The sequence below is a fragment of the Burkholderiales bacterium genome, from assembly GCA_035543335.1.
Lineage (GTDB): Bacteria > Pseudomonadota > Gammaproteobacteria > Burkholderiales > JAHFRG01 > JAHFRG01.
Genome location: DASZZH010000041.1, coordinates 50,090 through 65,274 on the forward strand (window position 1 = coordinate 50,090; position 15,185 = coordinate 65,274).

Below are 15,185 nucleotides of genomic sequence, written 5' to 3' on the forward strand. Positions count from 1 at the left end.
AGCTGGAACCGCAAGCCGCCGATTACTATCATGATTTATATACTACTTTTTTGCCTGGCGTCTGAGGCTGGAAATGAGAAACATGTCGAAGAAGTCAAACCAGGAGGTGTACCATGGCCAAGTACCTTATCAAAGCGTCATACACGTTGGAGGGAACGAAGGGGCTGCTCAAAGAAGGCGGTTCAAATCGGAAGGCGGCAGTGGCACAGATGATCCAGGGATTGGGCGGGAAACTGGAAGCGTTCTACTACGCTTTTAGCGAGCCTGACGTCTTTGCGATCATGGATGTGCCCGATGCGAGCGCTGCCGCGGCGATCAGTCTTGTGGTCAACTCGAGGGGAGCCGCTCGGGTGTCAACCACTCCTCTTATTACACCGGAAGAGATTGACGCGGCGTGCAAGAAGTCCGTTGCCTATCGTGCGCCGGGGGCGTAGCAGCCGAGTGTTACGGTTGGTCTTGAGAGGTCGGGACCGTTAGACCGTATGGGGAAGTGCCGCTTGCAGCCAGCCTTCGGCGAACACTTCGTATTTCTCAGGCTGACATATGCTTGACATGATACTGAATTATTTTGGCCATTAAAGTTATGCCATAATCCATCATCAAAGTTTATTTCACTCAATATTTACAACGGACTAGAATCAAAAAAATCCCGCACCGCTAAACCTGCCTCAACCCACTACTTTAGAGAGAGCCATGTTCGAATTCAAAAAACTGAAATCCCTTGTTGTGCTGTCTTTGCTTTTCGGTCCTATGCTGATTGCGGCAGGGCCGGGTGTTGCGGCTGATGCTCCTGCAGGCAAGGCCCCGCCCAAGCTGGTCGTATTCATGGTGGTGGACGGCTTTCCCCAGGAGCAGGTTACCAAATACTATGATCAGTTGAGCGAAGGAGGCTTGAAGCGCCTGATTGACAAAGGCGCCTGGTATTCGGACAACCACTACAGCCACGCTACCACTTACACCGGAGTGGGCCATGCCACGCTGCTGTCCTGCGCCCATCCCTATAAGCACGGGGTGATCGGCAACGATTGGTTGGACAAGAAGACCAAAGATCGAGTCTATTCCACCGAAGATCCCAACCACCATTACATTGACGAGAACACCCCCAAGCATGCCGGCACTTCGCCGCGCAATATGCTGGTCACCACCGTGGGCGATGAGCTGATTTACCAGAACGGCATGTCCAAGGTCATCACGATTTCCGGAAAGGACCGTAGCGCCATCGGGCTCGCGGGTCACGCGGGGACAGCTTATATGCACAGCCCGGAGACTGGCCGCTTTATCACCTCTACCTACTACATGCGGGATTACCCCGACTGGTGGAAGAAATTTTACGAAAGCAAACCCCAGGACAAATACTTCGGCAAAATGTGGACGCCACTTCTGTCGGATGCCGCTTACGCCCGTTCTGCGCCGGATGACCGTCCCTGGTCCACCAATTACAAGGGCCTGGGAACCAAGTTTCCCCACCCCATTAGCGGTGGGGCGAATGCGCCAGGCAAAAGTTACTACGAGGCGATGTTGTGGACGCCGTACGGCGACCTGCTGACGCTCGATTTCGTAAAGACGGTGATTGCAGGCGAGAACCTCGGCAAGAACCCGGCGGGTGTGACGGATTTGCTCGCCATCAGCTGGACCAGCCACGACTACGTGCATCACCTGTTCGGCGCGGAAAGCAAGCAGGCCCAGGATCACACCTTGAGGCTGGACCTGGTGTTCGCCGAGTTCTTCCAGTTCATGGACAAATGGGTGGGGCTGGACAACGTTATCATTACCCTAAGCGCCGACCACGGCTTCATGAACGTCCCCGAATACAGCGCTTCCAAAAACCTGGACGCGGGGCGCATTGATCCGGAGAAGATGATCGAGGAAACCAACACCGCCCTTTCGAAAAAGTTCGGCGAAGGCAAATACATCACCACCTGGTGGAACCCCACCCTGTACGTGGATTATGATCTGGTGGACAAGCAACGCCTGAAGCGCGCTGACGTGGAAAACGCAGCCGCGGTTTTCCTCAGAAACTACCCCGGCGTGGAAGCCGTGTACACACGCACCCAGCTTGAAAACGGCGACACCCCTGATACCAAGCTGAGCAAACAGGTATACCTGGCCTGGCACCAGCAATTGAGCGGCGATATCGTGGTGATTAACAAGCCGAACTGGTATCTGTTTGCCAAGCCGCTGGCCTACGCGGCGACCCACGGCTCGCCTTGGGCTTATGACACCAATGTGCCGCTCATGATGATGGGCGCTAAATGGGTGAAGGCGGGCAAATACGGAAGTTCCGAGACAGTGGACTTGGGGCGTACTCTTGCTCACATTCTGAACGTGCGGCCGCCGAATGGTTGCGAAGGCAAGGTGCTGATCGAAGCGCTGCGTTAATCCCGCGTCCGGTCGAGCCGCCTTAGTTTTTTGCGTCTTTATAGCTGATGCGATAAATCACGCCGGCCTGGTCGTCGGAAACCAGCAGCGCGCCGTCGGGCATGACCAATACGTCCACCGGCCGGCCCCAGTTTTTCTCTCCTTGCAGCCAGCCTTCGGCGAACACCTCGTATTTTTTCGGCTGGTTGTTTTTGAGCGTGACCATCATCACGCGGTAGCCGGATTTCTGGCTGCGGTTCCACGAGCCATGTTGGGCGATGAAAATCCTGTTGCGGTATTCGGCGGGGAATTGATTACCAGTATAGAATCGCATGCCGAGCGCAGCGACGTGCGGGCCGAGTTTGACTGCCGGGGGAGTGAATTCGCTGCAACTGCGCTTGGCGCCGAACTCAGGATCGGGAGTGTCGCCTTGGTGGCAATACGGAAAACCGAAGTGCATTCCCACTTTCGGCGCATGATTCAGTTCGTCCGAAGGAAGATCATCACCCAGCCAGTCGCGCCCATTGTCGGTGAACCACAGTTCCCTAGTTTGCGGGTCCCAATCGAAGCCCACCGAATTGCGCACGCCGCGCGCGAACACTTCATAGCCGCTGCCGTCAGGTCTGATGCGCGAAATCAGCGCGTAGCGGTCGGGGTCGGGCTTGCAGCTGTTGCACGGCGCACCTACCGGCACATAAAGCCAGCCGTCAGGACCAAACGCAATGAATTTCCAGCCGTGATGAAAATCTTTGGGGAATTTGTCGTTCACCACAACCGGATTGGCGGGGCGGGTCAGGCTGGACTCGATGTTGTCGTAGCGCAGGATGCGACCGATTTCCGCGACGTACAGCGAGCCGTTGCGGAACGCCACGCCGTTCGGCGCTTCCATGTTCTCGGCAATGGTGTAAACCTTGTCCGCCTGGTTCTCGCCTTTCTTCGTGGTGACGGCGTAGATCTTGCCTTCGCGGAAAGTGCCGACGAACACCGTGCTGTTCGCGCCTAGCGTCATCGAGCGCGCGCCGGGCACTTCGGCGTAAACGCTGATTGCAAATCCCGGCGGCAGCTTGATTTTGTCGAGCGGCAGGTTTCCGGCGGCCGCGCTGAAACAGCAAAGGAACATGAACAACGGCAATACCAGCTTGTTGGTGGTGCGCAGCATGGTGGTTTTCTTTTCTGGAATTGGAAAAGCGTGCTTATTCGATGACGCCCAGCCGTCCGTTGTGGCTGCCCATGTACCAGAGTTTTCCCTGCGCATCCACTATCATTTTGCGGATGCCGACATTTTTCGAGGGGAGGACTATCACGCGCAGCGCGCCGGATTTGGGATCGAGCCGCACCACGGTGTCAGTGTTGATTTCATCCACCCACACCATGCCCGCGCCGTCCACGGTCACCGCGTAAGGCCCGCCGTCTTCACCCGCGGGCAGCGGATATTCCTTCACCACTTTGTCGGTTGTCGGATCGACGCGTATCAGTTTGCCTGCGCCAAACAGCGTCACCCACAGCGAGCCGTCGGGCGCCGTGGCCATGCGCCGCGGCTGCGAGCCGGCATCGAGAATGATTTCCTTGATCTTGCCGGTTTTGGGATCGAGCTTGCCGAGTTTGCCTCCGGCGATTTGGCAGAACCAGACATTGCCTGCCTTATCGAGCGCAATCCCGTAAGGATGACCCGAAGTCCAGTATTCGCTGATGGCGCCGGTTTGGGTGTCGAGCCTGCCGACGCGGTTGCCGCTCTGCACGGTGAACCAAATGACGCCTTTATCGTCGATCACCAGCGTATGCGGATCTCCGCCTGAAGGCGCTTTGAATTCGGTGACTTTGCCGCTCGCCGGATCAAGCCGTCCGATTGAGCCGTTGCCATTGCCGGTGTACCAGACGATGCCGTTTTTATCGACGAGCAGCCCATGCGGCCGCGCGCCGCTGGGCAAATTCCATTCTTTGAAAGTTTGGGTTTTTGGATCGAAGCGCGCGATCTTGTTGCCGTGCATGACGGTGATGAAAATACTGCCGTCGGGCGCAGGCGCGGGATCGCGCGCGAACTTGGGTGTCGGCACCGGCCATTCGGTGACTTTGCCGGCGAAATGGGTATTGGTTCCTGGCGTGATGCCGTAATTGGAGCCACCGGCAAAGCACGCAAGCGGTGTGAGCAAAACCAACAGAACCGCGCCCTTCATTGGTGTATCAGCTTTTCCATTTCGGCAGGCGCTTCTGCATGAAGGCGTCGATGCCTTCCGCCGCGTCATCATCCATCATATTGCAGGTCATGACCTGGCTTGCGTACTGGTAGGCCTGCTCCAGGCTCATTTCCAGTTGCTGGTAAATCATCTGCTTGCCCAAAGCGATGGCCGAGCGCGGCTTGGATGTGATGATTTCCGCCAGACGCATAACTTCCGCGTCAAGCTGCTCTGGCGCAACCACGTGGTTGACCAAACCCCGCATGAGCGCGGTCTGCGCGTCGATGAAATCACCGGTGAGCAGCATCTCCATAGCCTGCTTGCGCAGCAGATTACGCGACAGCGCCACGCCCGGAGTGGAACAGAACAGGCCGACGTTGATGCCGGAAGTGGCAAAGCGCGCTTCAGTCGAGGCAACGGCCAGATCGCATGCCGCGACCAATTGACATCCGGCGGCGGTTGCGATGCCGTGCACTCGCGCAATCACCGGCTGGGGGATTTCAGTCAACGTCATCATCACCCGGCTGCAGCGTCTGAACAGGTCTTCGATAAAGCCCGGATTGCGGTTGGCGCGCATTTCCTTAAGATCATGACCCGGGCAAAATGCGGGGCCGGCTCCCGCAATGACAACCACGCGCACCGATTGCTCCTTGGCAATGCCGTCGAGCGCAACCTGCAGTTCGTTGAGCAGCGCGCCGGAGAGCGCGTTGAATTGTTCGGGGCGATTGAGCGTGAGCGTGGTGATGCCGTCTGTGTCGTGGCGCAGCAGGAGCTGTTTGGTAGCGGTTGCTGCGGTGGCGGCTGAGGTCATGAAGAGACTCCCGGAATAAACAGGACAAATATTATATTACTACGAAGCGGGCCTTGCTTTTTAGTTCCCGCCGTGCGAGGATTTGCACGCCCTGCAAAGGGGAGTAGCTTTAAGGTGGCCGTGCGCCGCCAGCAGCAAAACCGTCAGCACGGGATTACCTCCCCGGTTTTGCCGGCAACCAGAACGGTTGCAAGCGAGACCTTTGTCATGTCCGCCCAGCGTTTGCGGACGGAACTATCGCTGATATTGAGGAGGTAATCGTCATGGAACTGTTCTCCGCGCAGTTTTTTTCCGCGCTCATCACCATCATCATCATTGACCTGGTGCTTGCCGGGGATAATGCTATTGTAATCGCGCTCGCCGCGCGCAACGTATCCAGGCCTTTGCAGAAGCGCGCCATCATCTGGGGTACGGCCGGCGCCATCGTGGTACGGGTCTTGATGACCGTGGTGGTGGTTTGGCTGCTGCAAGTCCCCTGGTTGTTGCTCGCGGGCGGGTTATTGCTGGTGTGGATCGCTTACCGGCTGCTAGTGCCTGCAGAAGAAGGCCGCAAAGATTCTGATCATGCAGCGGGCAGCTTCTGGGGGGCGATGAAAACCATCATTATTGCCGACGCGGCGATGGGGCTGGACAATGTGCTGGCCGTGGCAGGCGCTGCGCATGGGAGTTTCCTGCTGGTGATTATCGGGCTGTTGGTAAGCGTGCCCATCGTGGTATGGGGCAGCACGCTCATCTTGAAATGGATCGAACGTTATCCGGTGCTGATTTACGTTGGCGCTGCGGTGCTGGCCTGGACCGCGGCCAAAATGCTCAGCGACGAGCCGATGCTGGAGGAGTTTCTAAACCAGCACAAGCTCGCGGTATGGGCAATTTATACGCTGGTGATTGGCGGGGTGCTGTATGCCGGCTATGCCGTCAACAAGCGCAAGAAACAGGCCGGGAGCGCGATGTGGCTCCCGGATTGAAAACCGCTGCATTATTTATTGCCGCTGCACGTCCTCGATGGGCTTGGCTTGGGTCTGGCCGAGCGGCCGTAAAAAAGTATATTGCGCCGGTTCTGCAATGAGAGATTTCGCCGCGCTTCCGACACTGCCGCTGGGTATGCTGAAGGGCAGGGAAACCAGAAAGATGGCGGTACCCAAAAGCGTTGCGGCGAGGCCTATCGGCCTTACGAAAATAACGTCTCCGGCAATGGCTTCACCCGAGGGCTTGGTGGTATCCGAATACTGGTCGGCGCAAACGATGCCGGTGCTCGCGGCCAGCAACACCGCGACCAACAGCGATACAAGTGACTTGGCGGTTCGGTTCATGATCGTCCTCCTTGGGGCTCTCCTTCAAGTAAAACTTGAGGTGTCTCGGTTAACTATAGCCTGAAACGAGGCTAATTGCCAGTAGAGTAAGGAAAACCGGCGATTTTGGCAAGTTTTGGGCGGGCGCGAGGCGGCTGGTCCTTGCCTGTGGCGCTCCGTTTTCTAGAACATCGGCTTGCTTGGCGGCGGAGTTGTAACGCTGCACGCCCGCCAGGATCTCCGCTATGGCTTCTTCCGGCCCGACCCAGCCGGCGAGCTTCACCCATTTGCCGGGTTCAAGGTCCTTGTAGTGCTCGAAGAAATGCGCGATTCGCGAAAGCGTGAGTTCGGGCAAATCGCGCGGCGAGTGGATGGCGCGGTAGAGATTGCACAGCTTATCAATCGGCACCGCCAGCAACTTCGCATCGTCACCCGCTTCATCGGTCATTTTCAGCATTCCGACGGGACGGCAGCGCACCACCACGCCGGTGATCAACGGCACCGGCGAGAGCACCAGCACATCCACCGGATCGCCGTCGGCGGAAAGCGTGCGCGGAATGTAGCCGTAATTGCACGGATAATGCATCGCGGTGGACATGAAGCGGTCAACGAAAACCGCGCCGGTTTCCTTGTCCACTTCGTACTTGATGGGATCGGCGTTCATCGGGATTTCGATGATGACGTTGAAATCGTGGGGCATGCCGCGCCCCGGGCCCACTCGGTCAAGATTCATGCGTGCTCCTGTTTTTTCCGTAGGCGATGCAGCCATTATAGTGGCGCGCCTTGTTGTTGTATGGACACAGGCGGATAATTCTTCGACTATGGGTCGCGCTTTCAAATACGGCCACGCCGCAGGCAAAGAATGGCAGGAAGCCTCGCGCGCCTGCCTGACGCAAATAGGCCGGGTACCGCCTGCCGCGAACCTCGGCTTTCTCTATGTGACCGACCTTTTTGTGCCGCATGCCGGCCATATTCTGGATTTTTTCAGAAATCACACCGGCATTGCACACTGGGTGGGCACCGTGGGCGTGGGCGTATGTGGCACGGGCAGGGAGTATCTGGATCAACCGGCGGTTGCAGCGATGCTTACCGAGTTGCCGGAAGCCTCGTTTCGGGTGTTCCGCGATGTCACGGCGAGTGCGGATGACTTGCCCATCATGCCCGACGATTCCGCGGCGCATTTCGCGATTGTCCACGCCGACCCGCACACGCCGGGAATCACCACCCTGGTCGAGGATGTGGCGGAGGCCATGCAAAGCGGGTTCCTGGTCGGCGGGCTCACCAGTTCGCGCAGCCGCCATGTGCAGATCGCCGACGAAGTGGTGCAGGGCGGATTGTCCGGAGTCATTTTTTCCGATGCCGTGACAATCTCCACGCGTCTCACTCAGGGCTGCTCGCCGCTCGGTCCGCGGCATGTGGTGAGCGAATGCCAGCGCAACATCATCATCGGCATCGACGGCCGTCCCGCACTGGATGTATTCAAGGAAGATATCGGCGAAGTGCTGGCACGCGACCTCGACCGGGTCTCCGGCTACATCTTCGTAGGGCTCCCCATCGAAGGCTCGGACACCGGCGATTATGTGGTGCGCAATCTGGTCGGCATTGATGTCAACCAAAAGATGCTGGCGATCGGGGAATGGCTGGAACCTGGAATGCCGCTGATGTTCTGCCGCCGCGACGGCACCACGGCTTGCGAGGACATGCAGCGCATGCTCAAGGACATTCAGCGCGATCTCGAGGCCCCGCCCAAAGGCGGGCTGTATTTTTCCTGCCTCGGGCGCGGTGAAAACATGTTCGGCGCCAATTCCGAGGAACTGCGCCTCATCCAGAACGGGCTCGGCGATTTTCCGCTGGTCGGTTTTTTTGCCAACGGCGAAATCTCGCATAATCGTCTTTACGGCTATACCGGCGTGCTCATGCTGTTTATTTAAAATCACATCAATAAGGAGATCAATGAAGCTCTACGACCGGGACGTGTCCGGCAACAGCTACAAAATCCGCCTGTTTCTCTCCATGCTGGGCTTGCCTTACGAAACGGTGGCCATCAATACCGCCAAAGGCGAACAGAAACGGCCGGAGTTTCTCGAGCTCAACCCACGCGGTCAGATTCCGGTGCTGGAAGCGGACGGCAAGGCCATCTGGGATTCAACCGCGATTCTGGTGTATCTGGCGCGCCGCTACGGCGGCGAAAAATGGCTGCCGCTCGAAGCGCACGATATGGCGGAAGTGATGCAATGGCTGGCGCTGGCGCAAAACGAAATTCTTTATGGCCTGGCGCGCGCCCGCGCAATTCTTTTATTCGGCCGCAAAGCCGATTTCAACGAGGCGCAGACGGCAGGCCAGAACGCGCTCAAGGTGCTTGACCAGCAGTTGCAGAATCACGATTGGCTGGCGCTTGGGCGGCCGACAATAGCCGATCTCGCCTGCTACCCCTATGTGGCGCTCGCCGAGGAAGGCGGCATCCCGCTCGACCCCTATTCCTCGGTGCTCGCCTGGATGAAGCGCATCCAGATACTACCGGGTTATGTGACCATGCCCGGCCTGCGCCTGGTTTGAGTTTGTCCTTGCGCATGCTGTGGAATGTGCTGCTGGTCGTCGGCACGACGTATTGCGCGCTGTGCGTTCTGCTCTATTTTTTCCAGCCGCGCCTCATCTTTTTTCCGCAAATTGGCAGGTACGATTACGTGACGCCGGTGCAAGCCGGCATGGCGTTTGAGTCGGTGAAAATTGCGGTTGCGGACACCGAACTCGACGCCTGGTGGGTGCCTGCGCGCGGGCCGCGCGGCGCGGTGCTGTTTTTCCACGGCAACGCCGGCAATATTTCGCATCGTCTCGATTATCTGCGCCTGTTCAACCGGCTGGGCTTTTCGACGCTGATTTTCGATTATCGCGGTTTTGGAAAAAGCGGCGGCGAGCTGTCGGAGGCGGGCATGTATCAGGACGCCGAAGCGGCGTGGCGTTATCTGACGCAAACGCGGCAGGTTGCGCCTGCTTCCGTGGTTTTATTCGGCGAGTCGCTGGGCGGGGCGGTCGCGGCGCATCTTGCGGCGCAAGTCAAGCCGCGCGCGCTCATCCTCACTTCAACCTTTACTTCGCTCCCCGAGCTCGGGGCGAAATTGTATCCGCTGTTTCCGGTGCGGCTGCTTTCGCGTTTTAAATACGACACGCGCGAATATTTGCGGGAGGTCTCCTGCCCGGTGCTGATCGTACACAGCCGCGACGACGAGATCGTGCCCTTCGCCCAGGGTGAGGCGCTGTACTCCGCCGCGCATGAGCCAAAGCGGTTTCTGGAAATTTTTGGCGGACACAATACCGGGCTGATGGCGAGCGAACAAATATGGTTCAAGGGTGTGCAGGATTTTTTCAATTCTTTGGAATCAAAAGTTCCTTGAATGAACGCGTGCGGCTCACCCGAGGAAACGCCGGAAGCGCTGCTCGCGGAATGGCTGCCGTTTCTTGAGCAAGCATCCTGAAAGCATGTCGTCTCCTCATCAGGCGGCAGTTGTCGTGGTGCACGGCTTGTGGGTGAACAGCCTGATTATGCGCCCGCTTGCGCATCGCATTGAGCGTTGCGGTTACGTCGTGTCCTGTTTTTCTTATCCATCGGTGCGCGCGACGCTGGCGCAAAATGCCGCGCGCCTGGCGGATTTCGTCGCCATACTGCCGGCGGTTACAGTTCATTTTGTCGGCCACAGCCTGGGCGGCTTGGTGGTTCTGAAAATGCTGGAACAAGTCGCCGCTTCGCGAGAGGGCCGCATCGTGCTGATGGGCACGCCCTGCGGCGGCAGTCATGCCGCGCGGGTGCTGGCGAAATCCGGCCTCGGGCAATGGCTGCTGGGACTCAGCATGCCGGTGGGAGAAATGCATCTGGCGGCGCCTGCGCGCTATGACCTGGGCGTGATTGCCGGCGACCGCGGCCTGGGGCTGGGGCGGTTCCTGGCGCCCGGTCTGCCGCGCCCCAATGACGGCGTGGTGACGGTGAATGAAACGCGCATCGCCGGAATGAAGGACCATATTGTGATGCGGGTGAGCCATTCCGGCATGTTGTTCTCTTCCCGCGCCGCCAGCCAGGTATGCGCTTTTCTCACCAACGGTTATTTCCGGCGACACTGAGCAATGATGAGGAAATCTTTCAAATGGATGCTTCCGTTATTGCCGCTTTTAGGCGGGTGCGCCAATTTCGGTTTTTATTGGCAATCGGTGAACGGGCAGATGGAGATATGGAAAAAAGAACAATCCATCCAGACGCTATTAGCCGATCAAAGCGTGACGCCCGAATTAAAGCGCAAGCTGCAAAGCGTGCTCGATATCCGCGAGTTCGCCAGCCGCGAGCTCAAGCTGCCCGATAACGGCAGCTACCGGCTCTATGCCGATTTGCAGCGACCCTACGTGCTGTGGAACGTATTTGCCACACCGGAGTTTTCGATCAGGCCGAAAGAGTGGTGCTTCGTGATTGCCGGCTGCGTCAGCTACCGCGGTTATTTTTCTGAAAGTGAAGCGGAGCGCTTTGCCGAAAATCAGCGCAGCCAGGGCTACGATGTTTTTGTGGCAGGCGTCCCCGCTTATTCCACGCTCGGCTGGTTTGATGATCCCGTGTTAAGCACCTTTATTCATCATCCGGAAACCGAAGTGGCGCGCCTGATATTCCACGAGCTTGCGCACCAGGTGGTGTATGTAAAAGACGATTCGATGTTCAACGAGTCTTTTGCCGTTGCAGTGGAACAGGAGGGGGTTTCGCGCTGGCTCGCTGAAAACGGCACCAGCGAGCAACGCGCAGCGTTTGTTGCCGCACAGCAAAGGAAAAAGGATTTTGTCCGGCTGGTGCTGAAATACCGCAGCCGGCTGGATGAACTCTACCGCTCGGCGGTCAGCGATCCGCAGAAGCGGGAAAGCAAGCGGCAAATTTTCAGCGAGTTGCGGCAGGAATACGCGCAGCTCAAAGCCGCCTGGGGCGGTTTCAGCGGCTATGACCCCTGGTTTGTGCAAGACATGAATAACGCGCACCTTGCTTCAGTCGCCGCCTACACCCAGCTTGTTCCCGCGTTCAACCGCCTGCTCGCCGGACAGGACGGCAATCTCGCGCGCTTTTACCGGGAGGTAAAGGAAATCGCGAAGCTGCCTAAAGCGGAACGTCTCGTGCGGCTTAAGGAGAGCTGATTTGGCTGCGGTCGGCTGGGATCCATTATTCCTGGAACGCTCCGCGATGTTCGAGCCGCTCAGGCCCGCGGGTCTTGCGTTTTTGAAGCTCAGCGATTGGCCAACACTTGATGATTGCCGGCGCCTGCTTGCGAGCAAGGAAATTACAAACGCCGCAGGCCTGCCGCTGCGTTTTGTCTCACAAGTCTCGAAATCCGGCAAACCCGAGGGCAAATACGAAGCGCGGATTTATTTGCAGGGCGAGGTGCAGGTGCGAAACGAAAACTGGCATGACTTGTTCAATGTGCTGGTGTGGCTGACTTTTCCCAAAAGTAAAGCGGCCCTCAACCGCAGGCATTTTCTTGCCTTGGAACAAATGACGAGTGAAGGAAAGCAAAACCGTGGGCCAACGCAGGACGCGTTAACGCTTTTCGACGAAGGCGGAGTGATTGTGGTCTGCGGCGATTCGAGGCTTGCGCAATTGCTCGTGGATTTTAAATGGAAGGAACTGTTCTGGGTTAACCGCGATGCAGTGATTGCCGGCATGAAATTTTTTCTGTTCGGCCATGCCATTTATGAGAAAGCATTGCAGCCCTTTACGGGCGTCACTGGCCGCGGAGTAATTTTTCCGGTCGTCGCGGATTTCTTCGCCGCTGCGCTCGAACAGCAATTGCAGTTGCTCGATCAGAAACTTGCCGGGTATCTTAACAATCCGCAACATTTCAACCGCACCGCCGAACTCCCACCGATTCCCATACTCGGCGTTCCGGGATGGAACGCAGAGAATGAGCGCGCGGCGTATTACGAAAACGAAGCTTATTTCAGGGTGGGGAGAAAAACGTGAGTAAATGTCGAACACCAAATAGTCAAAGTGATATCATTTGGCAGTAATTGAGAAATGCAACTCTGATTCCTTTTATTGTTATGTGGCTCATCTTTCTCGACGAAGCAGGCTTTACACGGGGCGATTGGAGGAATGGAATTGCTCAGCAGCCGTACTACACCTTAAGCGCTGTTTGTTTACCTGGTGCGCGATTAGCGACTGTGTACCAAGACATACGTGCTAAGGTTACAGGGCTTAACTTAGTGCAATTGCCTCGGCCACTAGGTCAGAATTACGAGATAAAGGCGCGCGATATAGCTAGCGGTACAGGATGGTGGCAGACACATAACACTGAGCGCAACGCCGTCCGAGATACAATGCTTTCGGCTCCACGTGCTCATGATGGGTGCGCATTTGTAGTGGTTGTCGATAAAGCTGCTCATGCTGCCAGATACACTTGGCCTGACGACCCATACTTGCTAGCCTTCCGTTTTGCATTTGAAAGGTTGAATCAGTTTTTGGAAGAGAAACAATCGTACGCATATTGCGTTTACGATCAGAATACACGGCTGCAGGAGAGTGTTCTTGCGCAGAGTAGCGCTCTCATTCAGCAGGGAAGCTATATAACGGGGTATAGCTGGTTCTACGAGCAGCATTACGAGTTTGTCCTAGAGATCGAGCGCATCGTGGAACTAGCTTTTGGAGATTCAAAGCACTCCCTTGGGCTACAGATAGCTGATTATTTTGCAACGTTTGCTTATCAGTATTTTCGTGATGGTCGTCCCGCAGGAATCGGTTGGTGGAATACTCTTGAAAGCAACCTCCACCGTGCACATGGAACTCTCAATGGAATCGGACTCAAGGTGTTTCCGTAATGAAGTCTAAACGAAGTCAAAGGTGTCAGAGACGAATTATTTCTGGAGTAATAGGAAATACGACGCCGCCCCCTTATTTTCTTTATTTTCATAAACCGTTTTATCCAATGCAAATAGGATTGTTCGGTCCGGTAGCTGTAATGCCGCAGACGAATTGCTTCACGCGTCGCGTCGAGAAAATGCGGGCGTGCGGACGCCGCGAACGAACCGGCTGTGTCAGCGTCGGTCATATGCCCCTCTCGCAGTTCTAAGGTGAATTTGCATCAAGCTCCTGTCCGGCGTAACGTATATATCAGGGGAAAGGATGACAGGGTATGACAAAAGTAATAGTTGACGTCGGGGCGGTCGGTGTCGCCTAAAATGTCATCTAATCTGTCATCTAATTCGTCATCTATCTTTTCACATAATTTACGTTAGCTGGCATTTGATCCATGGCCTCCGCACAAGATAAAACTGCTGTAGAACTTGCCGTGTTTCGCGAGTTTGCGGAGAAGGCACGTTTGAGTATCGATGACACAAGCATCGAGAAGCGAGGTGGTGAGTCTGAACCAGACATTCTCTGCAAGATTATCGGTGAGGGGCCTGTTTCCTTCGAGCTCGTCGAGATCTGCGATTCAACCCTCGCCGCGACCATTGCGCATCTTCGTTCCGGCGGGGTGGCTACCGGGTCTACTTCCGATCCGTCGATTGAAATCATTCGTCGCAAGCTTCACAAAAAGTACAAGACGGACTTGCCCATTGAACTGCTTTGCTACACCAATGGTCGAGTCGTCACAACAGACGACGGGATTCTTGCCGCAATTCGTCCATGGTTCGACGCCATCGATGGTCCATTTCGAAGAGCCTGGCTGCTTGGCGAGAAGGACACCTACGAGGTCTGGCGTGCCAGCTAACCCTGCGTTGGTGCCGACGGGCGCCAGCATCGCGCTTCATCAAGCGCCGTGCTAGCCCGCCGCACAGCACGAAGTTAGGGGCTCCCCGTGCCAGGACTCTCGTTTGAGCTTACAAATCCAAGACTCTGGCTTGAGGCAAAGAAGGATTCGGAGACTTGGACTCTTGGATTCGACGCCATAATCAAGCGCCCAGAAGGATTTCGTGAACGTTTCAAGATCTTCTGTTGCGGAGAAGAATATGACGGCTACAGCACTAACGGTGTTGCCATCATCGAGCAGCGAATTTCAAGAAACGAGTTGCAGGAGCCGCTGCTAACCGAACCTAACAATAGGGAAGGTGCCGAAGAGGTGTTGGAAGAAACACCTTGTTATATTCGTGTTGGTTATCTTCCGCCTGAATGGCAAGGCTCTGAAAAACTTCCACCCCGTTTCGAGATTCACATTTCACTCTCTACCGATACATTTTTACGCGTGCTGCAAGCGAAGCCGGAAACACGTCTTATCCACCTTTGGATATCCACAGAAATAAATGTTCAGAAAGGCGATGACGGTTTTTCCTACGGCAATGACCCCGATGGGAAGGAACTCGAGTGGAGGGTTGAAAAGAAGAACCACGCACATATGGACTTCTTACGCCTTACGATTAAACCACGCCCTTTGACGCACTTGGGCTAGAGTCTTCCCCAAAAGTGGAACCAGGGGAGGGCCCAGCGCCACCGCACGTGGTTGTCAATACATCCAGCCTCGCCAGTGCGATCAATCGTTTGTTCTGGGTTGTTGTCTTGATTGGACTGCTATTGATACTGAAGGCATATTGGTGAGGCGA

16 protein-coding genes and 1 pseudogene are annotated in these 15,185 nt (G+C 56.3%); 12 read left to right on the top strand and 5 right to left on the bottom strand.

Features of this window, described 5'->3' with window-relative positions:
* Window positions 1–113 precede the first annotated feature (113 nt).
* Both VHE58_11190 and VHE58_11195 read left to right on the top strand, forming a co-directional pair.
* On the top strand, window positions 114–434 hold the full coding sequence (locus VHE58_11190; protein HVS27836.1) for a GYD domain-containing protein: 321 nt from the start codon (window positions 114–116) through the stop codon (window positions 432–434).
* Between the two features lie 259 nt (window positions 435–693).
* On the top strand, window positions 694–2,379 hold the full coding sequence (locus tag VHE58_11195) for an alkaline phosphatase family protein (protein HVS27837.1): 1,686 nt from the start codon (window positions 694–696) through the stop codon (window positions 2,377–2,379).
* Window positions 2,380–2,401: 22 nt separating this feature from the next.
* Here the strand turns inward: VHE58_11195 and VHE58_11200 are convergent, their stop codons facing one another.
* The 3 genes from VHE58_11200 to VHE58_11210 all read right to left on the bottom strand — a co-directional run bounded on the left by VHE58_11200 (window position 2,402) and on the right by VHE58_11210 (window position 5,343).
* Window positions 2,402–3,478 carry a PQQ-dependent sugar dehydrogenase gene (locus VHE58_11200; protein HVS27838.1) on the bottom strand — a complete coding sequence of 359 codons (1,077 nt, stop codon included), beginning with the start codon at window positions 3,476–3,478 and terminating at the stop codon, window positions 2,402–2,404.
* 73 nt (window positions 3,479–3,551) lie between these two features.
* Window positions 3,552–4,532 carry a hypothetical protein gene (locus tag VHE58_11205; protein ID HVS27839.1) on the bottom strand — a complete coding sequence of 327 codons (981 nt, stop codon included), beginning with the start codon at window positions 4,530–4,532 and terminating at the stop codon, window positions 3,552–3,554.
* A 7-nt stretch (window positions 4,533–4,539) separates the two neighbouring features.
* On the bottom strand, window positions 4,540–5,343 hold the full coding sequence (locus VHE58_11210; protein ID HVS27840.1) for an enoyl-CoA hydratase: 804 nt from the start codon (window positions 5,341–5,343) through the stop codon (window positions 4,540–4,542).
* A 263-nt stretch (window positions 5,344–5,606) separates the two neighbouring features.
* Between VHE58_11210 and VHE58_11215 the strand changes: the two genes are divergently transcribed.
* Window positions 5,607–6,308 carry a TerC family protein gene (locus VHE58_11215; GenBank protein HVS27841.1) on the top strand — a complete coding sequence of 234 codons (702 nt, stop codon included), beginning with the start codon at window positions 5,607–5,609 and terminating at the stop codon, window positions 6,306–6,308.
* A 15-nt stretch (window positions 6,309–6,323) separates the two neighbouring features.
* Here VHE58_11215 and VHE58_11220 read toward each other — a convergent pair whose 3' ends face one another.
* Window positions 6,324–6,653: a hypothetical protein gene (locus VHE58_11220; GenBank protein ID HVS27842.1), complete on the bottom strand. Its 330-nt coding sequence runs from the start codon at window positions 6,651–6,653 to the stop codon at window positions 6,324–6,326.
* Between the two features lie 193 nt (window positions 6,654–6,846).
* Window positions 6,847–7,365, bottom strand: a pseudogene (ppa, locus tag VHE58_11225) (inorganic diphosphatase).
* Between the two features lie 88 nt (window positions 7,366–7,453).
* On the opposite strand from ppa, the gene VHE58_11230 reads away from it, so the two are divergent.
* The 9 genes from VHE58_11230 to VHE58_11270 all read left to right on the top strand — a co-directional run bounded on the left by VHE58_11230 (window position 7,454) and on the right by VHE58_11270 (window position 15,034).
* The gene (locus tag VHE58_11230; protein HVS27843.1) at window positions 7,454–8,563 is read left to right on the top strand and encodes an FIST N-terminal domain-containing protein; all 1,110 of its coding nucleotides are present in this window, start codon (window positions 7,454–7,456) and stop codon (window positions 8,561–8,563) included.
* Window positions 8,564–8,585: 22 nt separating this feature from the next.
* The gene (locus VHE58_11235; GenBank protein ID HVS27844.1) at window positions 8,586–9,188 is read left to right on the top strand and encodes a glutathione S-transferase family protein; all 603 of its coding nucleotides are present in this window, start codon (window positions 8,586–8,588) and stop codon (window positions 9,186–9,188) included.
* 14 nt (window positions 9,189–9,202) lie between these two features.
* A complete protein-coding gene (locus tag VHE58_11240) occupies window positions 9,203–10,024 on the top strand; it encodes an alpha/beta hydrolase (GenBank protein ID HVS27845.1) in 822 nt (273 codons plus the stop codon).
* A 64-nt stretch (window positions 10,025–10,088) separates the two neighbouring features.
* Window positions 10,089–10,745 (top strand): alpha/beta fold hydrolase, encoded by a 657-nt coding sequence (locus VHE58_11245; protein ID HVS27846.1) that lies wholly within the window; start codon window positions 10,089–10,091, stop codon window positions 10,743–10,745.
* Between the two features lie 27 nt (window positions 10,746–10,772).
* The gene (locus VHE58_11250; GenBank protein ID HVS27847.1) at window positions 10,773–11,789 is read left to right on the top strand and encodes an aminopeptidase; all 1,017 of its coding nucleotides are present in this window, start codon (window positions 10,773–10,775) and stop codon (window positions 11,787–11,789) included.
* A 1-nt stretch (window position 11,790) separates the two neighbouring features.
* Window positions 11,791–12,612 carry a DUF3025 domain-containing protein gene (locus VHE58_11255; protein HVS27848.1) on the top strand — a complete coding sequence of 274 codons (822 nt, stop codon included), beginning with the start codon at window positions 11,791–11,793 and terminating at the stop codon, window positions 12,610–12,612.
* Window positions 12,613–12,659: 47 nt separating this feature from the next.
* Window positions 12,660–13,466, top strand: coding sequence for a DUF3800 domain-containing protein (locus tag VHE58_11260; GenBank protein HVS27849.1), 807 nt, complete (start codon window positions 12,660–12,662; stop codon window positions 13,464–13,466).
* A gap of 431 nt (window positions 13,467–13,897) precedes the next feature.
* Window positions 13,898–14,359, top strand: coding sequence for a hypothetical protein (locus tag VHE58_11265; protein HVS27850.1), 462 nt, complete (start codon window positions 13,898–13,900; stop codon window positions 14,357–14,359).
* An 87-nt stretch (window positions 14,360–14,446) separates the two neighbouring features.
* Window positions 14,447–15,034 carry a hypothetical protein gene (locus tag VHE58_11270; GenBank protein HVS27851.1) on the top strand — a complete coding sequence of 196 codons (588 nt, stop codon included), beginning with the start codon at window positions 14,447–14,449 and terminating at the stop codon, window positions 15,032–15,034.
* Window positions 15,035–15,185 lie beyond the last annotated feature (151 nt).